Here is a 22,462-nt window from a genome sequence, read left to right as displayed (position 1 = left end):
GAGCGCGACGGGCGATGTGCGCGGACCCGCCGCACCGGGACCCTCGGTCCATGTCCGTCATCGAAGTCACCGACCTGCGCAAGGCCTATGCCGGCCGCCCGGCCGTGGACGGCATCTCCTTCGCCGTCGAGGAGGGCGAGATCTTCGGGATCCTCGGCCCGAACGGCGCCGGCAAGACCACCACCGTCGAATGCGTCGAGGGCCTGCGCGTCCCCGACTCCGGCCGGGTCCGCGTCACCGGCCTCGACCCGGTCGCCGACCACGAGCGGGTCGCCCAGGTCCTGGGCGCCCAGCTCCAGGAGACCCGGCTGCAGGCCAAGCTCACCGTCCGTGAGGCGCTGGAGCTCTATGCCGCGTTCTATCCGCGCCCCGTCGACTGGCGCCCGCTGGCCGAACGCCTCGGCCTGGAGGAGAAGCTGACCACCCGTTTCGCCAAGCTGTCGGGCGGTCAGAAGCAGCGCCTGTTCATCGCGCTCGCCCTGATCGGCGACCCCCGGGTCGTCGTCCTGGACGAGCTCACCACCGGCCTCGACCCACGCGCTCGTCGCGACACCTGGCAGCTCATCGAGGACGTCCGCGCCGGGGGCGTCACGGTCCTGCTCGTCACGCACTTCATGGAGGAGGCACAGCGGCTCTGCGACCGGATCGCCGTGATCGACAAGGGCCGGGTCGCCGCCCTCGACACTCCCTCCGGGCTGATCCGCCGCTCGGCGGGCGCCACCGTCATCAGCTTCACCCCGTCCACGCCCCTGGACGACCGCGAGCTGAACACGCTCCCCGCCCTGGTCGCCGTCGAGAACAAGGACGGCCGGATCACGCTGTCCGGCACGGACGACACGGTCAACGCCGTGCTGTCGCTGCTCGCCCGCCACCACATCACCGCCCGTCAACTCCGCGTCACCGACGCCACGCTGGACGACGCGTTCCTGGACCTCACGGAGGCCTCCGCATGAGCACGGCACTGATCAACCCCGCTGTGCTGCGCAGCGAGTTCCGCCTCTTCAGGCGCGAGCCGGGCAGTCTCTTCTGGGTCCTGCTGTTCCCGGCTCTGCTGCTGGGCATCCTCGGTTCCGTGCCGTCGTTCCGCGAGGCCCAGGACGGGCTCGGCGGGCTGCGGATCGTCGACGTGTACGTGCCCGTGTGCGTGCTGGTCGCCCTCATCATGGCCGGGGTGCAGGCGATGCCGCCGACGCTCACCGGCTACCGCGAGAACGGCATCCTGCGCCGGCTGTCCACCACCCCTGTCCGGCCCTCGGCCCTGCTGGCCGCCCAGATGCTGGTGAACGGCGTGGCGGCCCTGGTCTCCGCGCTGCTCACGCTCGTCGTCGGACGCCTCGCCTACGACGTACGGCTGCCCGAACAGCCCGTCGGGTACCTGCTCGCGCTGCTCCTCGCCGTGCTCGCCGCCATCTCGCTGGGCGCGGTGATCTCGGCACGGGCCCGCACGACGAAGATCGCGACCGCGATCGGGACGGCCGTGTTCTTCCCGATGATGTTCTGTGCCGGGGTCTGGGTGCCCGTGCAGGCCATGCCGGACCTGCTGGGCCGCATCGTCCAGTGCACCCCCTTCGGCGCCGCCGCACGGGCCCTCGACCAGGCCGCCGCGGGCGACTGGCCGAGCTGGGGCCACCTGGCCGTCCTCGCCGCGTGGACGGCGGTGCTCTCGGCGTCGGCCGCGCGCTGGTTCCGCTGGGAATGACCGGCGCCGGGGGAGGGTCCACGGCCGTGGCCGACACTGTGGGCATGACGGACGTGGCGGGTGTGGAGCAGCGGTGGGCGGCGTACTTCCGCTGGGGGCCCTACGGGATGCTGGCGGCGGGCACCGTGCTCTCCGTGGCCACGGTCGACGCGGTCGGCATGACCGGGCGGGAGCGGTACGCCACCGTCGTCCTGGTAGGCGCCGCCGTGGCCCTCCAGGTGTGGTGGGGGCGCTGGTCCCGCGGCCGGCCCCTGACCCCCTCGGGGCCGGGCGCCTGCTACTACTTCATACGCTGGGCCCTGGCCTTCGCGTTGAGCTGGTTCAACCCGTTCTTCGCCTTCTACGCCGCCGCCGGGTTCGTCGGCCCCGACCGGCTGCTGCGGGGTCGCCCGCTCAAACTCGGGCTGCTGGCGACCGCGGTGACCATCGCCGGGTCGCAGTCCGGTGGCATGCCCCTGCACGGGCCGCTGAACTGGGCGGTGTTCGGCGGGCTGCTCTGCGTCCACATCGCGCTGCTGATCGTCTTCGGCCAGCTGGCCGGGCGGGAGGAGGAACGCACCCGGATCCAGACCGCGACCATCACCGAACTGGAGCGCACCAACGCGGCCCTGCAGCAGGCCCTCGACGAGAACGCCGCCCTGCACGCCCAGCTCCTGGTGCAGGCCCGGGAGGCCGGAGTCGCCGACGAGCGGCGACGGCTGGCCGCCGAGATCCACGACACCATCGCCCAGGGGCTGACCGGCATCATCGCCCAGCTCCAGGTCGTCGCGAACGCCCCAGACCTGGCCGTGGCCCGCACCCACCTCGAACGCGCCTCGGACCTGGCCCGGCACAGCCTCGGCGAGGCCCGCCGCTCCGTGCACAACCTCGCCCCCGTGGCGCTGGCCGACGCCGGACTGCCGGAAGCCCTGAAGAAGACGGTCGCCGAATGGGGCGAACGGACGGGTGTGCGCGCCGAGTTCACCGTCACCGGCACCGACGAGCAGCTCCACGAGGAGATCGCGGCCACGCTCCTGCGGATCGTCCAGGAGGCACTCTCCAACACCGCCCGGCACGCCGCCGCCGGCCGTGTCGGCGTCACCCTGTCCTTCCTCGGCGACGAGGTCATCCTCGACATCCGCGACGACGGCCGCGGCTTCGACCCGCTCGCCGTCCCCGAACGCGACCGCGCCGGTGGCTTCGGCCTCGACGGCATGCGCGCCCGCGCCGAACGCGTCGCCGGGTCCCTCACCGTCGAGTCGGAGCCGGGCCACGGTACGGCGGTCTCCGCTCGCGTACCGTTGGTCCGCCATGACTGACGCCGCCGCGATCACCCTGCTCGTCGTCGACGACCACCCCGTCGTACGGGACGGCCTGCGCGGCATGTTCGAGTCCGCGCCGGGCTTCCGCGTGCTGGGGGAGGCGTCGAACGGCGTCGAGGCGGTCGCGCTCGCCTCCGCCCTGGACCCGGACGTGATCCTGATGGACCTGCGCATGCCGGGCGGCGGGGGAGTGGACGCCATCCGCGAGCTGACCCGCACCGGCGCCCGCGCCAAGGTCCTCGTCCTGACCACTTACGACACCGACTCCGACACCCTCCCCGCGATAGAGGCGGGCGCGACGGGCTACCTCCTGAAGGACGCCCCGCGAGACGAACTGTTCGCGGCGGTCCGCGCGGCGGCGGAAGGCCGGACCGTCCTCTCCCCGGCGGTGGCCTCCCGCCTGGTCTCGGCGGTCCGTACTCCCCGGACCCCCGGCAACGACGCCCTCTCCGCCCGCGAGCGCGAGGTCCTGGCCCTGGTCGCCAAGGGCACCTCCAACCGCGAGATCGCCCGCGAACTCTTCATCAGCGAGGCCACGGTCAAGACCCACCTCACGCACCTCTACGCCAAGCTGGGCGTGAAGGACCGTGCGGCGGCGGTGGCCACGGCGTACGAGCGAGGCATCCTGGGCTAGCTAGCCCGGGTACGGCAGCAGCCCCGCTGCGGTCTTCTCCCACGCCGCCTTCAGCTCGGTGAGCAACTCCGGCTCGTCGGGGGCGAGGTCGGCCTGTTCACGGGCGTCGGCGGCCAGGTTGTACAGGTGGTCGGTGCCCTTGGCGTCCCGGTAGTACTTCCAGTCGCCGCGCCTCAGGGCCCGGTTGCCGCGCGTCCGCCAGAACAGATCCCGCTCGGCCAGCCGTTCGCCCCGCAGCAGGTACCCGGCGAGGCTCGTGCCGTCCAGCGGATACGCCGGGTCGGGCCGGGCACCGGCCAGCTCCAGCAGGGTGGCGGTCCAGTCGGGGGAGAAGTTCGGCTCGTGGCTGACCTGCCGGCCGTCGATCCGGGCGGGCCAGCGCAGGATCGCGGGCACCCGGATGCCGCCCTCCTGGAGGGAGAACTTCTGGCCGCTCAGGGGCCACAGGTACGACCAGCGCTCGCCGCCGTTGTCGCTGGCGAACAGCACGACGGTGTTCTCCTCCTGCCCGGAGCGGCGCAGGGCGGCGAGCACCTCCCCGACGGCCGCGTCCAGGCTCTCCACCATCTGGGTGTACTTGGCGACCGAGCCGCCGTCGTAGTGGTTCAGGGCCTTGCTGACCTCGGCCTGGGATGTCGCCACCCTGATCTTCGCCGCGATCTCCGCGCCGGTCTCCTCGTCGCCCTCGGCGAGCCATGGCCAGTGCGGGGTGGTGAAGTTGAGGTTGAGCAGCCAGGGCCGGTCGTGGTCCCGGCTCACGTACTCCACGGCCCGCTCCGTCAGCACGGTCGTGTAGTACCGCAGGTCCTTGTACTCGGCGTCCCCCTCGTAGAGGTCGTGGTCGCCGAGCTGGCCGAGCTTGGAGAAGTACTCCAGCACGCCCCCGTGATTGCCGAAGAACTCGTCCCAGCCGGACTTGGTGGGGCTGAAGTCGGGCAGCCAGCCGCAGTGCCACTTGCCGATGAGCGCGGTGGCGTAGCCCGCCTTCTTCAGCAGGGAGGCGAGGGTGGGGTGGCTCGGGTCCAGGCCCTGCGACCGGTCGGCGATCGGCTCGGCGAGTCCGCCCTTCGTACGGCCGGGATAGCGCCCGGTGTAGAGGCTGAACCGGGTCGGGGAGCAGGTCGAGGAGCCGGAGTAGGCGTCGGTGAACCGCACGCCCTGGCGGGCCAGCCGGTCCAGGTTCGGCGTCTTGATGTGGGGGGCGCCGTAGGAGGACAGGTCGGCCCAGCCGAGGTCGTCGCCCAGGATGACGAGGACGTTGGGGCGGCGGCCTGACCCGGCAGCGGGGCGGGCCCTGAACGGCCGCTCGGCGGGGGCGGCTTCGGCACCGGTGGCCGTACCGGCGACGGCGCCCACGGCACCACCGCCGACGAGGGCACCGAGGGCACGACGGGATATTTCGGGCATGCGGGGTCCTGGAGTCTCGGAGCGGAGAGGGGGAGGGGAGGCACGGCTCAGGAGGGACGCTGCCAGCGGTCCGACGGCGGGGTCAAGAAGATCCCCGCCGAGTTCACGGACCCGCAACGCGCCGCAACACCCCGCAACAATGCGGCAGCCTCACCAGGCGAAACGATGCCTCAGCCCGTCACCCGCAGCAGCAGCACCGCCCGCGCCGGCATCGTGATCTCCGCCCCGGCCCGGTGCTCCACGCCCGGTGCCTCCCGCTGCTCCTCCAGGCTCGTGTCGACGACGACTTCGTACCGCTCCGCCCAGGGCGGCCCCGGCAGTTCGAAACGCACCGGTGCCTCGCCCGCGTGCAGCACGGCGAGGAAGCTGTCGTCGAGGATCTGCGCCCCGCGCTCGTCCCGGCCCGGGATGTCCCGGCCGGACAGGTACATCCCCAGCGTGGCGGCGGGCGCGTACCAGTCCTGCTCCGTCATCTCGGTGCCCCGGGACGTGAACCAGGCCAGGTCGCGCAGCCCGTCCGCGGTCTGGGCCCGGCCCGAGAAGAACGCCCGGCGCCTCAGCACCGGGTGCCGGTGACGCAGCTCGATCAGCCGGGAGGTCAGCTCGAACAGGGCGCGCCACCCGGGGTCCTCCAGCAGCCCCCAGTCCACCCAGCTGATCTCGTTGTCCTGGCAGTACGCGTTGTTGTTGCCGCGCTGCGTGCGGCCCAGCTCGTCGCCCGCGACCAGCATCGGCACGCCGGTGGACAGCAGCAGCGTGGTCAGCAGGTTCCGCAGCTGCCGGCGCCGCAGGGCCCTGATCCCCTCGTCGTCCGTCTCGCCCTCGGTTCCGCAGTTCCAGGCCCGGTTGTCGTTCGTGCCGTCGCGATTGCCCTCGCCGTTGGCCTCGTTGTGCTTGCGCTCGTACGACACAAGGTCGCGCAGGGTGAAGCCGTCGTGCGCGGTGACGAAGTTGACGGACGCGTAGGGCCGGCGCCCGCCCCAGGCGTACAGATCGCTGGAGCCCGACAGCCGGTAGCCCATCTCCCGCACATCGGGCAGCGCGTGCCGCCAGAAGTCCCGTACGGCGTTGCGGTACCGGTCGTTCCACTCCGTCCACAGGGGCGGGAACGCGCCCACCTGGTAGCCGCCCGACCCCACGTCCCACGGCTCGGCGATCAGCTTCACCCGCCGCAGCACCGGGTCCTGGGCGATGACCGCCAGGAACGGGGAGAGCATGTCGACGTCGTGCATCGAGCGGGCCAGCGCCGCCGCCAGGTCGAAGCGGAAGCCGTCGACGCCCATCTCCGTCACCCAGTACCGCAGCGAGTCCGTGATCAGGCGCAGCACCTGCGGCTGGACCACGTGCAGGGTGTTGCCGCAGCCGGTGTAGTCGGCGTAGCGGCGGGGGTCGTCCTGGAGGCGGTAGTAGCCGCGGTTGTCGATGCCCTTCAGGGACAGCGTCGGGCCGAGTTCGCCCGCCTCCGCCGTGTGGTTGTAGACCACGTCGAGGATGACCTCGATCCCCGCCGCGTGCAGGGCGCGCACCATGCGCTTGAACTCGCCGACCTGCTCGCCCCTCGTCCCGGAGGCCGCGTAGGCCGCGTGCGGGGCGAAGTAGCCGATGGAGTTGTAGCCCCAGTAGTTGCCGAGGCCTCTGCGCAGCAGATGGTCCTCGTGCGCGAACTGGTGCACCGGCAGCAGCTCCACCGCCGTCACACCCAGCTTCACCAGGTGCTCGATCGCGGCCGGGTGCGCGAGGCCGGCATAGGTGCCGCGCAGTTCCTCGGGGATGCCCGGGTGCAGTTGGGTGAAGCCCTTGACGTGCACCTCGTAGATCACCGAGTCGGCCCACGGGGTCTTCGGGCGGCGGTCGTCGGCCCAGTCGTCGTCATCGTGGACGACGACGCCCTTGGGGACGTACGGCGCCGAGTCCCGGTCGTCGCGCACGGTGTCGGCGACGTGCTGCTGCGGCCAGTCGCGGACGTGCCCGTACACCTCGGGAGGCAGCGAGAAGTCCCCGTCCACCGCGCGCGCGTAGGGGTCGAGCAGCAGCTTCGCCGGGTTCCAGCGGGCGCCGGTCCACGGGTCCCAGCGGCCGTGCACCCGGTAGCCGTAGCGCTGTCCGGGCAGCACGCCCGGGACGAAGCCGTGCCAGATCTCGTGGGTCAGCTCGCCGAGCCGGACCCGCGACTCCTTGCCCGTCTCGTCGCAGAGGCACAGCTCGACCCCCTCCGCCCCGCCCGCCCACAAGGCGAAGTTGGTCCCCGCCACCCCGTCGGGGCCGACCCGGAACCGGGCGCCCAGCGGTGTCGCCGCGCCCGGCCAGGCGGGCACCACGGGTGGCGGCGCGGGCCGCCGTACGCCGTTCGCGGCGGCGGCCTGGCGCCCGTTCCCGGTGGCCTGATGGCCGGCCACCGCCTCCTGCTCGGCTGCGCTGGACACCTGTCAGCCTCCCGCGGCTCGTGGAACGACGGGGGACAGAGGGGTGCGGTCCTGTACTGCGGCCCGGGCCGCGGCTCCCCTGCGCGTCGTCCTCCCCACTGTTCTGCCCAGAGCATGGGTCGCACTCACGTTTCCCCGGGGGCGGGCATGGTCGTTTCCCGGGGACGCGGCCGGTCGTTGGGTACCCCGTGAGGCACGTACAAGGGCGCGCGCGGCGCGCGAGGGCCGCGCTGGCCGCCGTAGTGACATGGGCAGGGCTGCTGGCCGGGGCCACGGGCTGTACCTCGGACGACGCGGGCGGGATCGCCGGGGCGTTCGGCGCGCCCCCGGCGCCCGAGGACGTCATCAAGGTCTCGCCCGACGACGGCAGCAGGGGCGTGCGCCCCGGAAGGACGCTGCGGGTGCGCGTCCCCGACGGCAGGCTGGAATCGGTGAAGGTCACCAGGTCCCAGGACGCGCAGGAGTCCCCGGTGCCCGGGCGGGTCTCGGCCGACGGCCTGACCTGGGAGCCCGAGGAGAAGCGGCTGGCGCTCGCCGCCGAGTACACGGTCGACGCGGTGGCCGTGGACGGCGACGGCCACCGCTCGGCCCGGCACACCACCTTCACGACGTACGTCCCCGAGGAACGCTTCATCGGCTACGTCGCCCCGGAGAACCGCGCCACGGTCGGCACCGGCATGATCGTCTCCCTGGAGTTCAACCGGGAGATCGCCGACCGCGCCGTCGTCGAACGCGCGGTGCGGGTCACCTCCCGCCCGGCCGTCGAGATCCGCCCGCACTGGTTCGGCCGGAGCCGCCTCGACTTCCGCCCCGAGGACTACTGGAAACCCGGCACCCAGGTCACCGTCGACCTGCGCCTGCGCGACGTCGAGGGCGCGCCCGGGGTCTACGGCCTGCAGCACAAGACGTTCTCCTTCACCGTCGGCCGCGGCCAGGTCTCCGTGGTGGACGCCGCCCGGCACACCATGGAGGTCCGGCGCGACGGCGAGACCCTCGCCACCGTGCCGGTCACGGCCGGCGCCCCCGAGACGACCACGTACAACGGGAAGATGGTGGTGACCGAGATGCTCGACGTCACCCGGATGAACGGGGCGACGGTCGGCTTCAAGAAGCGCGACGGCAAAGGCGAGTACGACATCCCGGACGTCCCGCACGCCATGCGCCTGACCGACTCCGGCACCTTCCTGCACGGCAACTACTGGGCGGACCACACCGTCTTCGGACGGAGCAACGTCAGTCACGGCTGTATCGGACTGCGCGATGTGAAGGGCGGCGGCTCGGACACCCCGGCCGGCTGGTTCTTCGACCGCAGCCTGGTCGGGGACGTCGTCGAGGTCGTCAACAGCAAGGACAAAGAGGTCTCTCCCGACAATGGCCTCGGAGGCTGGAACATGACCTGGAACGCATGGAAAGCGGGCAGTGCGGTGAAGTAACCGACAGGGGAGGGATCGACCCGGCGTTCCGTTGGGACGGAACAGTGACAATCGCGGGCCGCCGGTGCCCCTCGCCTTGTGGTTACTATGCGCCGGTGCGCGGGGGACGCGCAGGGGTTGTGGGCCTGACCAGGCCCGGGGAGGGGAGAACGACTTGAACGGGCGACCGATATCGGGGGCGTCGGTTGGGGGCAGGCACGGACTGCTCGCGCTGATACTCGGCTCGCTGCTCCTCGCCGTCACGGCGTGTGGCGGCGGGGAGAGCGGAGCCGGTGCCGGCGGGGGCGACGGCACCGGCAAGGGCTCGGGCACCGCGCAGAGCAAGCAGTCCGAGGCCGTGGTGAGCATCACCCCCAAGGACGGTGCCAAGTCCGTCGACACCAGCGGGAAGCTGAAGGTCACCGCCGCCAAGGGCAAGCTGACCGAGGTCGAGGTCAAGGACGCCAAGGGCAAGAAGGTCGACGGCGAGATATCCGGCGACGGCGCCACCTGGACGCCGTCCATCCATCTGGCCGCCGCCACCAAGTACACGGTCCACGCGGTCGCCAAGGACTCCGAGGGCCGCACGGCCGCCGAGGACGCCGGCTTCACGACGCTGACGCCGGAGAACACCTTCACCGGCACCTTCACCCCCGAGGACGGCTCGAAGGTCGGCGTGGGGATGCCGTTCTCCATTCGCTTCGACCGGGGCATCACCAACCCGGAGGACGTCGAGAAGGCCATCCGCGTCAAGACGGAGCCGGCCGTGGACGTCGAGGGCCACTGGTTCGGCAACGACCGTCTCGACTTCCGCCCCGAGAAGTACTGGAAGCCCGGCACCAAGGTGACCGTCGACCTGAACCTCGACGGCGTCGAGGGGCGCTCCGGCGTCTACGGCGAGCAGGACAAGACGGTCGACTTCACCATCGGCCGCAACCAGGTCTCCGTCGTGGACGCCAAGAAGCTCACGATGAAGGTCATGCGCGACGGCAAGGTCATCAAGACCATCCCGGTCACCACCGGCAAGCCCGGCATGGAGACCTGGAACGGCCAAATGGTCGTCAGCGAGATGCTCCCCGTGACCCGGATGAACGGCGAGACCGTCGGCTACGGCGGCGAGTACGACATCAAGGACGTCCCGCACGCCGTCCGCCTCACCACCTCCGGCACCTTCCTGCACGGCAACTACTGGGCGGGCGGCGCCTTGGGCGAGTACAACGCCAGCCACGGCTGCATCGGCCTGCGCGACGTGCGCGGCGGCTGGGACAAGAAGGTGCCGGCGGCCTGGTTCTTCAACCACTCGATGATCGGCGACGTGGTCGTCGTCAAGAACTCCGAGGACCGGATCGTCGACCCGGACAACGGGCTCAACGGCTGGAACATGTCGTGGGAGAAGTGGAAGAAGTAGCGCCCGGCTCACGATGAGCCGACGCCGATCCGACGACGAGGGCCCCGGTGTGACGGACCGCACCGGGGCCCTTGCCGTTAGTCGCCGTTAACCTGCTCCCATGACCGTCTCTCTCGAAGTCGCTGAAGGCGTCGGCACGCTGCGTCTCGACCGCCCGCCCATGAACGCGCTGGACATCGCCACGCAGGACCGGCTGAAGGAACTCGCCGAGGAGGCCACGCGCCGCGACGACGTGCGGGCCGTGGTGGTCTACGGCGGCGAGAAGGTGTTCGCGGCCGGCGCGGACATCAAGGAGATGCAGGCGATGGACCACGCCGCGATGGTCCTGCGCGCCCGCGCCCTGCAGGACTCCTTCACGGCCGTGGCCCGCATCCCCAAGCCGGTCGTCGCGGCCGTGACGGGTTACGCGCTCGGGGGCGGCTGCGAACTCGCGCTGTGCGCGGACTACCGCATCGCCGGTGAGAACGCCAAGCTCGGCCAGCCCGAGATCCTGCTCGGCCTCATCCCCGGCGCGGGCGGCACCCAGCGCCTGGCCCGCCTGGTCGGCCCCTCCAAGGCCAAGGACCTGATCTTCACCGGCCGGATGGTGAAGGCCGACGAGGCGCGGGAGATCGGCCTGGTGGACCGGGTCGTGCCCGCCGACGAGGTGTACACGCAGGCGCACGCCTGGGCCGCCAAGCTGGCCCAGGGCCCGGCGCTCGCGCTGCGCGCCGCCAAGGAGGCCGTCGACGCCGGCCTGGAGACGGACATCGAGACGGGCCTGACGATCGAACGCAACTGGTTCGCGGGCCTGTTCGCCACCGAGGACCGTGAGCGCGGCATGCGCAGCTTCGTGGAGGAGGGGCCGGGCAAGGCGAAGTTCCTCTGAACGCATCCTCTGAACACCCCTCCAGGGGCTTGCAATTGACACGGCGTCTGATCCGGGTCCCTCGACGGAGCGGTTTATGGCAGCCTTAAGGCAGCCTTAAGCGTGTGCGGCCGGGGAACTTCGTCGCTTGCCCCGAATCGGGTCGTATTCGCAGGTCATGCGGGCCGTGGAAGGCCCCGAAGTGCCGTCGGCATATGCCGTCCGACTGCCGGTTCCGGGCCCGTTCCGGGGGGTCTATTCCCCGGGAACGGCCCCGGCGGGCGCCCCGGACGGCCATGATGGGGGGCATGGCGGGGCTGGAGGGTATGGAACAGCCGCGGGGACACGCACATGCGGCCGCGGCGCGCTGGTCGCCGACCGTCGAGGACGAACGCGCCCTGAAGGCGCTGGAGTTGTACGGCAACCCGACGGAGGCAGAGGTCCCACTGCCGTCCCGCCCCGAGTCCGCGGCCACCGCCAGACGGCTCACCCAGGTCGTGGTCCTGCGCCACTGGGGACTCACCCCCAAGATCACCGAGGAGGCGGTCCTGCTCGTCTCCGAACTGGTCGGCAACGCCGTACGCCACACCGGCGCCCGCATCTTCGGTTTGCGTCTGCACCGGCGCCGCGGCTGGATCCGCGTCGAGGTCCGCGACCCCTCCCGGGGACTGCCCTGTCTGATGCCGGTCCAGGAGCTGGACGTCAGCGGCCGGGGCCTCTTCCTCGTCGACAAGCTGGCCGACCGCTGGGGGGTCGATCTGCTGCCCCGGGGCAAGACGACATGGTTCGAGATGCGGGTCGCCGACCGCTGACGGCCGCCGGCGGGGCAGGGGCTCGACCGGGGGTGTGACCTGCGACGACTCACCTGGACGTCGATCGGGCGAATCACCGGTTTCCGTACGGAGCGCCCCTTAAATGGTCCAATGCACCGCCACTTCGTCAAGCGCGCCCTTGTCGCGGGCGCCGCCCTCGCCGTCCTCGCCGCCTGCGGTACCCAGGGCGAGGAGCGGACCTCCGGGACCCGCCCCACCAAGGCCGCCGTGCCCGCCCCGCCCGAGAAGAAGACCGTCCAGGGCCTGCCGGGCATGCCGCCCGTCCTCGACCCGAAGGACGTGTACGCGGCCGACCGCCCCAACAAGCTGTCGCCCGTGGTCAAGGGCTTCCCGTCCCGCGTCTACGTCCCCAACACCGAGTCCGACACCGTCTCCGTCATCGACCCGAAGACGTACAAGATCATCGAGACGATCCCCGTGGGCCGGCAGCCCCAGCACGTCGTGCCCTCCTGGGATCTGAAGACGCTCTGGGTCAACAACAACCGCGGCCACACCCTCACCCCGATCGACCCCAAGACCGGCAAGGCCGGCAAGGAGGTCGAGGTCCACGACCCGTACAACCTCTACTTCACGCCCAACGGCAAGTACGCCGTCGTGATGGCCTCCCTCGACCGCGAGCTGGTCTTCCGCGACCCGCACACCATGGACCGGAAGAAGACGGTCCCGGTCTCCTGCTACGGCGTCAACCACGCCGACTTCTCCCTCGACGGCCGCTACTTCATCGTCTCCTGCGAGTTCAGCGGCGAGCTGCTCAAGGTCGACACCGAGAAGATGAAGGTCGTGGGGCAGCAGAGGCTGCCGTTCGAGGGCGCCATGCCGCAGGACGTGAAGGTCTCGCCGGACGGCAAGAGGTTCTACATCGCCGACATGATGGCCCACGGCATGTGGGTCCTGGACGGCGACAAGTTCACCCAGCCCACCCTGCTGCCCACCGGCAAGGGCTGCCACGGCCTCTACGTCAGCCGCGACTCCCGCGAGATGTACGTCTCCAACCGCGGCGAAGGCACCGTCTCCGTCTTCGACTTCACCCGGAACAAGCTCACCAAGAAGTGGGACCTGCCCGACGGCGGCAGCCCCGACATGGGCGGCGTCTCCGCCGACGGCAAGGTCCTGTGGCTCTCCGGCCGCTACGACGCCGAGGTCTACGCCATCGACACCCGCACCGGCGCCCAGCTCGCCCGCATCCCCGTAGGCAGCGGCCCGCACGGCCTCGCGGTCTACCCGCAGCCCGGCCGCTACTCCCTCGGCCACACGGGCATCTTCCGGTGACGGTGAGAGAGCGCGAGAGTTGAGTCTCCACCCACTGGAGGGCCCAGACTCGCGGACATGACCGACGACGGCACCGGACTGCTCACCATCGGGGCACTGGCCCGGGTCACGGGACTGACCGTGCGCACCATCCGCTACTGGTCCGACGAGGGCGCCCTGCCCCCGGTGACCCGGTCCGCGGGCGGCTACCGGCTGTACGACACCGCCTCCGTGGCCCGCCTGGAGCTGATCCGCACCCTGCGCGAACTCGGCCTCGGCCTGACGGACGTCCGCCGGGTCCTGGCCGGCGAGACCACGGTCGCGCGGGTCGCCGCCGCGCACGTGGTCGCGCTGGACGCGCAGATCCGGTCGCTCAAGGTGACCCGTGCGGTGCTGTCGACGGTCGCGAGGCGGGGTTCCAGCGCGGAGGAGATGACACTCATGAACAGACTGGCACGGCTCTCGGCGGCCGAACGACGTCGGATCGTCGAGGACTTCATGGCGGAGATCTTCGAGGGGATCGACACCGCCGACCCGGACATCCGCGGCAGGCTGCGCTTCGCGGCGGCCGAACTGCCCGAGGACCCCACACCCGAGCAGGTCGACGCCTGGGTGGAGCTCGCCGAGCTGATCCAGGACCCCGGCTTCCGCGCGCAGATGCGGCAGATGATCGAGTTCAACGCGGCCGACCGGGGGCCGGACGTCCCGGCCGGTTCGTCCCTGTGGTTCATGAGCCGGCTCGTACAGCTCGCGGCCGAGGCGCGGCAGCGCGGCATGGCCCCCGAGGCACCGGAGGCCGGCGATGTCCTGAGGGACCTGCTCGGCGACAGCGACCGGGCCGCCGTGCTCGAACGCCTCACGGCAGCCTCCAACGTACGGGTCGCCCGCTACCGCGAACTCCAGGCCGTCGTCAACGGCCTCGGCCCCCAGCCGACCTACGACGAGGAGTTCGCCTGGGTGGTCGCCGCGCTGGAGGCACGCACGGCCGGTTAATCTGACCTGCGTCAGCACGACGCAGAACACGAGAGCACGAGAGTAGGGGCGGACCGGTGGCGGACATCGAGGAAGCACGCAAGCAGTTCGAGCGGATCGATACGGACGGCGACGGATTCATCACCGCTGCCGAGTTCAAGACCGCCCTGGCCCGGTCGGGTGACTGGAACGTCACCGAGTCGGTCGCCGAGGTCGTCATCAAGACCCGCGACCTCGACGGCGACAAGAAGCTGAGCTTCGACGAGTTCTGGGCCTACCTGAACAAGTAGCCGACTGAACGGGGTGTCGCCCGGGCAGGCAGCCGCCCGCTGCCGGAGGCGTTCCGCCTCCTGGACGAAGGGGCCCGGTCCGATCCCGGTCGGACCGGGCCCCTTGTCATGCCCGGCGTGCCGTGCGCACGCTCCAGCGGCCGTCCCGCCGTTCCAGGACCATCGGCAGGTCGAAGCACTTGCCGAGCCGGTCGGCGGTCAGCACCTCGGCCACCGGGCCGTCGGCCAGCGGACGGCCCTCGCGCAGCAGCAGGGCGTGCGTGGTGTGCGGCGGCAGCTCCTCCAGATGATGGGTGACCAGGACCGTCGACAGCCTCGGATGATCCCGGCGCAGCTCCTCCAGCGCCCCGATCAGTCGCTCCCGGCCAGGCAGGTCGAGGCCGGTGGCGGGTTCGTCCAGGAGCAGCAGCCGGGGCTCGGGCATGAGGGCCCGGGCGATCAGGGTCCGGCTCCGCTGCCCCTGGGAGAGGGTGGGCCAGCGCGCCTCACGGTGCTCCGCAAGCCCCAGCGTCCGGATCAGCCGCTCCGCCCGCTCCTCCTGCTCCGGCGTCGGACGCCACCGGGGCAGGGGCTCCACGGAGTTGGTCAGACCGGTCAGGACGACGTCCCGTACCCGCAGCGGCGAGCCGAGCGGATGCCGCGGGTCGACATGCCCGACGTACGCGCGCAGCTCCCGCAGATCGACCCGGCCCAGCCGGTGGCCCAGCACCTCCACGGTGCCCCGGGTGGGATGGACGCGCGCGCCGAGCAGGCCCAGCAGGGTGGACTTGCCCGCGCCGTTGGCCCCGAGCAGTGCCCAGTGCTCGCCCGCCCGGACCGTGAGAAACACCTCCTGGAGGATCGGCCGGCCGTCGCGTACGACATGGGCGTCCTCGGCGCGCAGGACGACCGCCGTCACCGCAGCGCCCTGTTCACCGCGGACAGCACCGCCCGGACGGACGCGGCCAGGGCCGAGGAGTCCTGGCCCGCGCCCCAGCACGTCGTACCGCCGACCCGGCACTCGGCGAAGGCGTACTCACCGCCCTCACCGGCCTGCTCATGGAAGTCGAGCACCTCCACGTCGACTCCCGCTCCGGCCAGCGCGTCGACGAACGCGGAGACCGGTCCGCCGCCCGTGCCCTCGAAGTCGCCGGTGCGCTCACCGGTCCGCAGCGTGCACACGAAGCGCCGGCCGGACTCGTCCGGGTGCACCGACCAGGCCTCCAGCGCCACCTCCCCGTCCGCCACGACGTACGTCGAACGGAACAGCTCGTACAGTTCCTTCGCCGCCATCTCCCGGCCGCTGCCGTCCGTCACCTCCTGCACGGCCCGGGAGAAGTCCGGCCGCATGCGCGCGGGGAGGTCCACGCCGTGGTGGGCGCGCAGCAGATAGGCCGTGCCCCCCTTGCCCGACTGCGAGTTCACACGGATCACCGCCTCGTAGGAGCGGCCCAGGTCGGCCGGGTCGACCGGCAGGTACGGCACCGACCAGGGCGCCTGCCGCTCCGGCACGCCCAGCTCCCGCGCACCCTCGGCGTGCCGGGCCAGGCCCTTGCTGATCGCGTCCTGGTGGGTGCCCGAGAAGGCGGTGTGGACGAGCTCCCCGGCGTACGGATGGCGCGGGTGCACGGGCAGCCGGTTGCAGTGCTCGACCGTCTCCCTCACCGTGTCGATGTCACGGAAGTCGATCATCGGGTCGACGCCCTGGGCGTACAGGTTCAGCGCGAGGGTCACCAGGTCGACGTTGCCGGTGCGCTCACCGTTGCCGAACAGACAGCCCTCGACGCGCTGGGCACCGGCCAGGACGGCCAGTTCGGCGCAGGCGACGCCGGTGCCGCGGTCGTTGTGCGGGTGCACGGAGAGGATCACGCTGTCGCGCCGGGACAGATGTCGGTGCGCGTACTCGATCTGGTCGGCGTAGACGTTCGGCGTCGCGATCTCCACGGTCGCCGGGAGGTTGTGGGTCACCGGCCGGTCCGGGCTCGCGTCCCACAGTTCGGTCAGCCCGTCGCACAGTTCCAGGACGAAGTCGGGCTCGGTCAGGTTGAAGGTCTCCGGCGAGAACTGGAAGCGGACATACGGGGCCTGGTCCGCCCGGCGGGCCATGTGCTCGGCGGCCTCCCGCACGGTCCGCCACACCTCCGCCCGGTCCCGCCCCAGGACGACGTCCCGCCACACCGGCGAGGTCGCGATGTACAGATGCACGACGGCCCTCGGCATGCCCTCGATCGCCTCGAAGGTGCGGTCGATCAGGTCCCGGCGGGCCGGGGTGAACACGACGGGCGTGACGTCGTCCGGGACGGCGTCGCCGGTCGCCAGATGCCGTACGAAGTCGAAGTCGGTGCGGCTGGCCGACGGGTAGCCGACCTCGATCTCCTTGAAGCCCATGCCGGTCAGCAGGTCGAAGAAGCGGCGCTTGCGGGACGTGTCCATCGGCTCGGCGAGGGCCTGGTTGCCGTCGCGCAGGTCGACGGGGACCCAGAGAGGAGCGCGCTCGATCCTGGCGGTGGGCCAGTCGCGGCCGGCGGCGGGGACGTGCACACGGTCCTGGAAGGGGCGGTAGCGATGGAAGGGCATGGGGCCCGGGCGCTGGGGGTTCCAGACCGGGGCAGGGGTGGTGGTCATCGTCGGCTGTCGCCTTCGGCTCGGTCGGACGGTGACCGGCGGCACGGCGCCCCGCGGCGGGGTGCCGGTCGCGTCAGGCCCCGCCGCGGCAGCCGAGAAGAAGGAGACCGCGGAACGTCATGCGCCGTACGCTAGTCACTCCTCAGCTCCTCAGACAAGTGAAATGCCGATAGAATCCCTCCACTCCTCAGACAAGTTGGTGAAGCACATGCCGCTCGGCGCCGTCCGTCCCAGCCCCCTGGTCGAGCAGGCCGCCGCCCGGCTGCGCGAGCAGATCACCGGCGGCCACTGGCCCGTCGGCACCAAGCTGCCCGGCGAGACGACCCTGGCGAAGGAACTGGGTGTCGGCCGCTCGACCGTCCGCGAGGCGCTGCGCGCCCTGGCGGGTGCCGGGCTGGTGCGGCCGCGCCAGGGCGCCGGCGTCTTCGTCCTCGCGACTGAGCCGGTCGAGGACTGGCCCACCCGGCTGCGCCGGGCCGCCGTGACCGACGTCTACGAGGTCCGTATGGCGGTCGAGGTCCACGCGGCCCGGCTCGCCGCGCGCCGCCGCACCCCCGACGACATCGCGGCGCTGCGGGCGGCACTGGAGGGCCGCCGCACCGCCGCCACCGCCGCCGACGCTGCCTTCGTCGACGCGGACATCGCCTTCCACGCCACCGTGATCGCCGCCGCCCGCAACCCGGTGCTCGCGGACCTGTTCACCGAGTTCACCCCCGTCCTGCGCGAGGGCCTCATCGAACTCCTCACCCTGACCGGCCTGCGCGCCCACGACCCGAACACCGGCGACGAGGCCCACGAGGAACTCGTCCGGGCGGTGGCGGACGGGGACGAGGAGGGGGCGGCGGAGGTGCTGCGCGGGGAACTGGAGGACCCGTTCGCACTTTCCGACAAGCCGGAATAGCCCCTCCGCCCCGGAGGTTGACCCCGATCACGAAGGCTCCGCGAGGAGGCCCAGGCGCTATCGATCCCCGGAAGGGCGAGGCCAGACAATGAAGATCGGCATCATCGGAGCGGGCAACATCGGCGGCAACCTGACCCGGCGGCTCACCGCCCTCGGCCACGACGTGTACGTCGCCAACTCCCGGGGCCCGCACACCCTCACGGCCCTCGCGGAGGAGACCGGCGCGACGCCCGTGACGGTCGAGGAGGCGCCGCGGGGCGCCGAGATCGTCGTGGTCACCATCCCGCTGAAGGCGGTCCCGGACCTGCCGTCCGGCCTCCTCGACAAGGCGGCGGACGGCGTCGCTGTCATCGACACCGGCAACTACTACCCCCGGGAGCGGGACGGCAGGATCGCCGCGATAGAGGACGACGGCCTCACCGAGAGCCGCTGGACGGAACGCCACATCGGCCACGCGGTCGTCAAGGCCTTCAACGGCACCTACGCCCAGGACATCCTGGAACGCCCGCTCCCGGCCGGAGACCCCGACCGCATGGCCCTCCCGGTGGCCGGCGACGACGAGCCGGCCAAGCGCAAGGTACGGGACCTCATCGACGCCCTCGGCTTCGACACGGTGGACGCCGGCGGCATCGACGACTCCTGGCGCCAGCAGCCCGCCACCCCGGTCTACGGCCTCCGCGCCGGAGTCGAGGCCGTCACGAAGGCCCTGGCGGAGGCATCACCGGAGCGCACCCCCGAGTTCAGCGGATAGGTCAGGCGTCCTCGGCCCATCTCCGCAGCGCGGCCTTGCTCTCGAAGTCGGCCACGTTCTTGTCCAGCGGGTTGTCGGTGTACTGGTGGAAGCGCCACTTCGCCTTGATGCGGGGCTTTCCGGCGCTGACGTAGTCGGCGATCCACAGGCCGTCGCCCGCGTAGGAGGTCTTGTCCACCGTGAGCCAGAAGTTCCGGTTGCAGTAGAGCACCACCTGGTTGTTCGGCCGGAGGTCCTTCAGCTTCCGGATGAACAGGTCCTTCTCCGCGTTGCTCGCGTGCGTTCCGTTGCTGGTCGTCTCCCAGTCGACGGCGAGGATGTCGCCCGCCCGCTCCGGGGCCTTGCCCACGAAGTACTCGGCCTGAGCGCTGAGGTTGCCGGGCCACAGGAAGTGGTAGAAGCCGACGACCAGCCCGGCGTCACGCGCGCGCTTCGTCTGGGCGGCCAGTTTGGGGTTGACGTAGGACCGCCCCTCGGTCGCCTTGACGAAGACGAAGGAGAGGCCGTCGGTGGCGTAGGAGGAGGACTGGTAGGCGCTCACGTCGATGCCGCGCAGCATGGGGCTCCCTCTGGTGCGGGTGGGGCTGAAGTTCCCTTGGGCCGGGGGTTGTTGTTATGCCCCGCGAGGGCGGCCGTACGCCGGGCGCGAGGAGGCTCGCGGCCCGGCGGTGGTGAACGCCGGTCGGCTTCAGGCGGTGGGGGAGGCGGCCTCGGCGCGGGGCGCGTCGTCGGCGGAGGCGGCTTCACGGTCGTCCAGGGAGACGTGCTTGGTCTCCTTGCCGAGCAGAAGCGCGATCAGCGTCAGCACCGCCATCGCCGAGAGGTAGACGCCGACCAGCCACGGCGAGCCGTCCCCGGTCTCCCACAGCGCCACGGCGATGAACGGGGCGACCGCCGCCCCGAGGATCGAGCTGACGTTGTACGCGATGCCCGAGCCGGTGTAGCGCACGCTGGTCGGGAAGAGCTCCGGCAGCAGCGCGCCCATCGGGCCGAACGTCATGCCCATCAGGGTGAAGCCGAGCACGAGCCACAGCACCACGCCGAGGGTGCCCAGCTCGATCAGCGGCACCCAGACCAGTCCGAAGACCACGATCGCGGCGGTGATCCAGATCAGGGTGGCGCGCCGCCCGTACCGGTCCGCGAGCGGCCCTGAGATCAGGGTGAACGCGGCGAAGAACAGCACGCCGAAGATCATCATGAGCACGAACGTGGTGTAGTCGTAGCCGAGTCCGGGCACGGCGGCGTCCTTCGCCGCACGTCCGTAGCTGAGCGAGAACGTGGTCATCAGGTAGAAGAGCACATAGGTCGCCAGCATGATGAAGGTGCCCAGGACCAACTGCTTCCCGTGGCTGCGCACCACGGTGGCGAGCGGCAGCCGCCGCACCCCGCCGGTCTCGCGGGTCTTGGCGAAGACCGCCGACTCGACGAGCCGGGAGCGCACCCACAGGCCGATCGCGACCATCACGGCGGAGAAGAGGAAGGGGACGCGCCAGCCCCAGCTGACGAAGGCGTCCGAGGGCTGCGAGGGGTCGGCGCCGGCCGCGGACGGCAGCAGGGCGCCGATGACCAGGAACAGGCCGTTGCCGATGATGAAGCCGAGCGGGGCGCCCAGCTGCGGGAAGGTGCCGTACAGGGCGCGCTTGCCGCTGGGGGCGTTCTCGGTCGCGACCAGGGCGGCGCCGCTCCACTCGCCGCCGAGCGCGAAGCCCTGCGCGAGCCGCATCAGCACGAGCAGGGCGGTGGCCACCCAGCCGGCTTGGGCGTAGGTGGGCAGCACGCCGATGAGGAACGTGGCGATGCCCATGGTCAGGAGCGAGACGACGAGTGTCTTCTTGCGGCCGAGCCGGTCACCGAGGTGCCCGAAGACGACGGCGCCGATCGGGCGGGCGACCATCGCGGCGCCGAAGACCGCGAAGGACGACAGCAGCGCGGTGGTCGGGTCGCTGCTGGGGAAGAAGAGCTGGGGGAAGACGAGTACCGCGGCGGTCGCGTAGATGTAGAAGTCGTAGAACTCGATCGTCGTGCCCATGAGGCTCGCGACGAGGACGCGGGACCGCGGGTTGGCGGGCGTCGGGGCTGAACCAGTGGCTGGGGCGGGCATCGCTCGGTCCTTCACGCGTGAAACATGGTCACTGCAACGATGTCAGCCATCTTGTTTTTCGGTATTGCCATCTCGCATCGCAAGACGACGCCCCCGGTGACCCGGTGCCCCGGCTCAGCACTCGATGATGTTCACCGCCAGCCCGCCCCGGGCCGTCTCCTTGTACTTCACCGACATGTCCGCGCCGGTGTCCTTCATGGTCTTGATGACCTTGTCCAGGGACACCTTGTGGGAGCCGTCGCCGCGCATGGCCATGCGGGCGGCGGTGACGGCCTTGACCGCGGCCATGCCGTTGCGTTCGATGCACGGGATCTGGACCAGGCCGCCGACCGGGTCGCAGGTGAGGCCGAGGTTGTGTTCCATGCCGATCTCGGCGGCGTTCTCGACCTGTTCGGGGGAGCCGCCGAGGACCTCGGCCAGGGCGCCCGCGGCCATCGAGCAGGCGGAGCCGACCTCGCCCTGGCAGCCGACCTCGGCACCGGAGATGGAGGCGTTCTCCTTGAACAGCATGCCGATCGCGCCCGCGGCGAGCAGGAAGCGGACCACGCCCTCCTCGTCGGCGCCAGGGACGAAGTTGACGTAGTAGTGCAGGACCGCGGGGATGATGCCGGCCGCGCCGTTGGTGGGGGCGGTGACGACCCGGCCGCCGGCCGCGTTCTCCTCGTTGACCGCCATCGCGTAGAGGGTGATCCACTCCATGGCGAGGGCCTTCGGGTCGCCCTCGGAGCGGAGCTTGCGCGCGGTGTTCGCGGCGCGGCGGCGCACCTTGAGGCCGCCGGGCAGGATGCCCTCCTGGGACAGGCCGCGTGCCACGCAGTCCCGCATCACCTGCCAGATCTCCAGCAGGCCCTCGCGGATCTCCTCCTCGGTGCGCCAGGCACGTTCGTTCTCCAGCATCATCGCCGAGATGGACAGGCCCGACTCCTGGGCCATGCGCAGCAGCTCGTCGCCCGTGCGGAAGGGGTACTTCAGGGCGGTGTCGTCGAGTTTGATGCGGTCCGCGCCGACGGCTTCCTCGTCGACGACGAAGCCGCCGCCGACCGAGTAGTAGGTCTTCGTCAGCAGCTCCGCGCCCGAGGCGTCGTACGCCCACAGGGTCATGCCGTTCGCGTGGTAGGGGAGGGCCTTGCGGCGGTGCAGGACCATGTCGTCGTCGAAGGAGAACGCGATCTCGTGCTCGCCCAGCAGATTGAGCCGGCCGTCGGTCTTGATCGCCTCCACCCGGTCGTCGGCCTTCTCCACGTCGACCGTGCGCGGCGAGTCGCCCTCCAGGCCGAGCAGGACCGCCTTGGGCGTGCCGTGGCCGTGGCCGGTGGCGCCGAGCGAGCCGTACAGCTCGGCACGGACCGAGCCGACCGACTCCAGCAGCCCTTCGTTGCGCAGCCGCCGGGCGAACAGGCCGGCCGCGCGCATCGGGCCGACCGTGTGGGAGCTGGACGGGCCGATGCCGATCGAGAACAGGTCGAAGACCGAGATGGCCACGGGAACTCCTGACTACGGGGGTGGTGCGGTGGGGCCGGGGGCCGCGACCGCGGGGGGGGGGGGGGGGGCCGCGGACAGGTTGTTCGGTTCGTGTGGAGGCGGTGTGTTATAAAAAAAAAACGCAGCCGGCCCAAATATAAGTGTTGTTG

The 22,462-nt window shown here is 71.4% G+C and carries 20 protein-coding genes; 13 read left to right on the top strand and 7 right to left on the bottom strand.

From position 1 onward, the window contains the following. The first annotated feature begins 50 nt into the window (after positions 1-50). From ACWIF2_RS27055 to ACWIF2_RS27040, 4 genes are read left to right on the top strand one after another with little or no spacing between them, the layout of a single operon-like run. Positions 51-953: an ATP-binding cassette domain-containing protein gene (locus ACWIF2_RS27055; RefSeq protein ID WP_454363279.1), complete on the top strand. Its 903-nt coding sequence runs from the start codon at positions 51-53 to the stop codon at positions 951-953. Then, positions 950-1,699, top strand: coding sequence for an ABC transporter permease (locus ACWIF2_RS27050; protein WP_454363278.1), 750 nt, complete (start codon positions 950-952; stop codon positions 1,697-1,699). Before ACWIF2_RS27055 ends, ACWIF2_RS27050 begins: the two co-directional genes overlap by 4 nt. Positions 1,700-1,743: 44 nt before the next feature. Next, on the top strand, positions 1,744-2,997 hold the full coding sequence (locus ACWIF2_RS27045; RefSeq protein ID WP_454363292.1) for a sensor histidine kinase: 1,254 nt from the start codon (positions 1,744-1,746) through the stop codon (positions 2,995-2,997). Then, positions 2,990-3,634, top strand: a complete 645-nt coding sequence (locus ACWIF2_RS27040; RefSeq protein WP_454363277.1) for a response regulator — start codon at positions 2,990-2,992, stop codon at positions 3,632-3,634. The genes ACWIF2_RS27045 and ACWIF2_RS27040 overlap by 8 nt, the downstream gene beginning before the upstream one ends. Here ACWIF2_RS27040 and ACWIF2_RS27035 read toward each other — a convergent pair whose 3' ends face one another. Together ACWIF2_RS27035 and glgX are read right to left on the bottom strand one after the other, a co-directional pair. Continuing rightward, entirely contained in the window at positions 3,635-5,041 is a 1,407-nt protein-coding gene (locus ACWIF2_RS27035) for a sulfatase family protein (RefSeq protein WP_454363276.1), read from the bottom strand. A 170-nt stretch (positions 5,042-5,211) separates the two neighbouring features. Next, a complete protein-coding gene (gene glgX, locus ACWIF2_RS27030; RefSeq protein ID WP_454363275.1) occupies positions 5,212-7,464 on the bottom strand; it encodes a glycogen debranching protein GlgX in 2,253 nt (750 codons plus the stop codon). A gap of 188 nt (positions 7,465-7,652) precedes the next feature. Here glgX and ACWIF2_RS27025 point away from each other — a divergent pair, with 188 nt between their 5' ends. From ACWIF2_RS27025 to ACWIF2_RS26995, 7 genes are all read left to right on the top strand, one after another. Then, positions 7,653-8,897, top strand: a complete 1,245-nt coding sequence (locus tag ACWIF2_RS27025; protein WP_454363274.1) for an Ig-like domain-containing protein — start codon at positions 7,653-7,655, stop codon at positions 8,895-8,897. 154 nt (positions 8,898-9,051) lie between these two features. Further along, complete coding sequence (locus ACWIF2_RS27020; RefSeq protein WP_454363273.1) at positions 9,052-10,284, top strand: L,D-transpeptidase; 1,233 nt, start codon at positions 9,052-9,054, stop codon at positions 10,282-10,284. Positions 10,285-10,384: 100 nt separating this feature from the next. Beyond that, positions 10,385-11,152, top strand: coding sequence for an enoyl-CoA hydratase/isomerase family protein (locus ACWIF2_RS27015; RefSeq protein ID WP_454363272.1), 768 nt, complete (start codon positions 10,385-10,387; stop codon positions 11,150-11,152). A 287-nt stretch (positions 11,153-11,439) separates the two neighbouring features. Beyond that, positions 11,440-11,943, top strand: coding sequence for an ATP-binding protein (locus ACWIF2_RS27010; RefSeq protein WP_454363271.1), 504 nt, complete (start codon positions 11,440-11,442; stop codon positions 11,941-11,943). A 111-nt stretch (positions 11,944-12,054) separates the two neighbouring features. Continuing rightward, complete coding sequence (locus ACWIF2_RS27005; protein ID WP_454363270.1) at positions 12,055-13,233, top strand: YncE family protein; 1,179 nt, start codon at positions 12,055-12,057, stop codon at positions 13,231-13,233. Between the two features lie 57 nt (positions 13,234-13,290). Beyond that, entirely contained in the window at positions 13,291-14,205 is a 915-nt protein-coding gene (locus ACWIF2_RS27000; protein ID WP_454363269.1) for a helix-turn-helix domain-containing protein, read from the top strand. Between the two features lie 56 nt (positions 14,206-14,261). Further along, positions 14,262-14,474, top strand: coding sequence for an EF-hand domain-containing protein (locus ACWIF2_RS26995; RefSeq protein ID WP_020271014.1), 213 nt, complete (start codon positions 14,262-14,264; stop codon positions 14,472-14,474). Between the two features lie 106 nt (positions 14,475-14,580). Here ACWIF2_RS26995 and ACWIF2_RS26990 read toward each other — a convergent pair whose 3' ends face one another. Together ACWIF2_RS26990 and ACWIF2_RS26985 are read right to left on the bottom strand one after the other, a co-directional pair. After that, on the bottom strand, positions 14,581-15,372 hold the full coding sequence (locus ACWIF2_RS26990; RefSeq protein ID WP_454363268.1) for an ABC transporter ATP-binding protein: 792 nt from the start codon (positions 15,370-15,372) through the stop codon (positions 14,581-14,583). Further along, complete coding sequence (locus ACWIF2_RS26985; protein ID WP_454363267.1) at positions 15,369-17,078, bottom strand: 2-isopropylmalate synthase; 1,710 nt, start codon at positions 17,076-17,078, stop codon at positions 15,369-15,371. Before ACWIF2_RS26985 ends, ACWIF2_RS26990 begins: the two co-directional genes overlap by 4 nt. A gap of 208 nt (positions 17,079-17,286) precedes the next feature. Here ACWIF2_RS26985 and ACWIF2_RS26980 point away from each other — a divergent pair, with 208 nt between their 5' ends. Together ACWIF2_RS26980 and ACWIF2_RS26975 are read left to right on the top strand one after the other, a co-directional pair. Then, entirely contained in the window at positions 17,287-17,979 is a 693-nt protein-coding gene (locus ACWIF2_RS26980; protein WP_454363290.1) for a FadR/GntR family transcriptional regulator, read from the top strand. Between the two features lie 88 nt (positions 17,980-18,067). After that, positions 18,068-18,730, top strand: coding sequence for an NADPH-dependent F420 reductase (locus tag ACWIF2_RS26975; protein WP_454363266.1), 663 nt, complete (start codon positions 18,068-18,070; stop codon positions 18,728-18,730). A 1-nt stretch (position 18,731) separates the two neighbouring features. On the opposite strand, the gene ACWIF2_RS26970 is transcribed toward ACWIF2_RS26975, so the two are convergent. The 3 genes from ACWIF2_RS26970 to ACWIF2_RS26960 form a co-directional block, all read right to left on the bottom strand. Next, positions 18,732-19,289 carry a glycoside hydrolase family 25 protein gene (locus ACWIF2_RS26970; protein WP_454363265.1) on the bottom strand — a complete coding sequence of 186 codons (558 nt, stop codon included), beginning with the start codon at positions 19,287-19,289 and terminating at the stop codon, positions 18,732-18,734. Positions 19,290-19,418: 129 nt separating this feature from the next. Continuing rightward, positions 19,419-20,831 (bottom strand): MFS transporter, encoded by a 1,413-nt coding sequence (locus tag ACWIF2_RS26965; RefSeq protein WP_454363264.1) that lies wholly within the window; start codon positions 20,829-20,831, stop codon positions 19,419-19,421. A gap of 114 nt (positions 20,832-20,945) precedes the next feature. Continuing rightward, entirely contained in the window at positions 20,946-22,313 is a 1,368-nt protein-coding gene (locus tag ACWIF2_RS26960; protein WP_454363263.1) for an L-serine ammonia-lyase, read from the bottom strand. Between the last annotated feature and the right edge of the window lie 149 nt (positions 22,314-22,462).

It is taken from the genome of Streptomyces sp. NPDC055506, assembly GCF_053643595.1.
Note: the sequence above shows the minus strand (reverse complement) of the source record. Positions and strands in the feature narration are given on the sequence as shown.

Coding starts and splice junctions, on each gene's coding strand:
- ACWIF2_RS27055 (WP_454363279.1), top strand. CDS start 51: ATGTCCGTCATCGAAGTCACCGACCTGCGCAAGGCCTATGCCGGCCGC.
- ACWIF2_RS27050 (WP_454363278.1), top strand. CDS start 950: ATGAGCACGGCACTGATCAACCCCGCTGTGCTGCGCAGCGAGTTCCGC.
- ACWIF2_RS27045 (WP_454363292.1), top strand. CDS start 1,744: ATGACGGACGTGGCGGGTGTGGAGCAGCGGTGGGCGGCGTACTTCCGC.
- ACWIF2_RS27040 (WP_454363277.1), top strand. CDS start 2,990: ATGACTGACGCCGCCGCGATCACCCTGCTCGTCGTCGACGACCACCCC.
- ACWIF2_RS27035 (WP_454363276.1), bottom strand. CDS start 5,041: ATGCCCGAAATATCCCGTCGTGCCCTCGGTGCCCTCGTCGGCGGTGGT.
- ACWIF2_RS27015 (WP_454363272.1), top strand. CDS start 10,385: ATGACCGTCTCTCTCGAAGTCGCTGAAGGCGTCGGCACGCTGCGTCTC.
- ACWIF2_RS27010 (WP_454363271.1), top strand. CDS start 11,440: ATGGCGGGGCTGGAGGGTATGGAACAGCCGCGGGGACACGCACATGCG.
- ACWIF2_RS27005 (WP_454363270.1), top strand. CDS start 12,055: ATGCACCGCCACTTCGTCAAGCGCGCCCTTGTCGCGGGCGCCGCCCTC.
- ACWIF2_RS27000 (WP_454363269.1), top strand. CDS start 13,291: ATGACCGACGACGGCACCGGACTGCTCACCATCGGGGCACTGGCCCGG.
- ACWIF2_RS26985 (WP_454363267.1), bottom strand. CDS start 17,078: ATGACCACCACCCCTGCCCCGGTCTGGAACCCCCAGCGCCCGGGCCCC.
- ACWIF2_RS26980 (WP_454363290.1), top strand. CDS start 17,287: ATGCCGCTCGGCGCCGTCCGTCCCAGCCCCCTGGTCGAGCAGGCCGCC.
- ACWIF2_RS26975 (WP_454363266.1), top strand. CDS start 18,068: ATGAAGATCGGCATCATCGGAGCGGGCAACATCGGCGGCAACCTGACC.
- ACWIF2_RS26970 (WP_454363265.1), bottom strand. CDS start 19,289: ATGCTGCGCGGCATCGACGTGAGCGCCTACCAGTCCTCCTCCTACGCC.
- ACWIF2_RS26965 (WP_454363264.1), bottom strand. CDS start 20,831: ATGCCCGCCCCAGCCACTGGTTCAGCCCCGACGCCCGCCAACCCGCGG.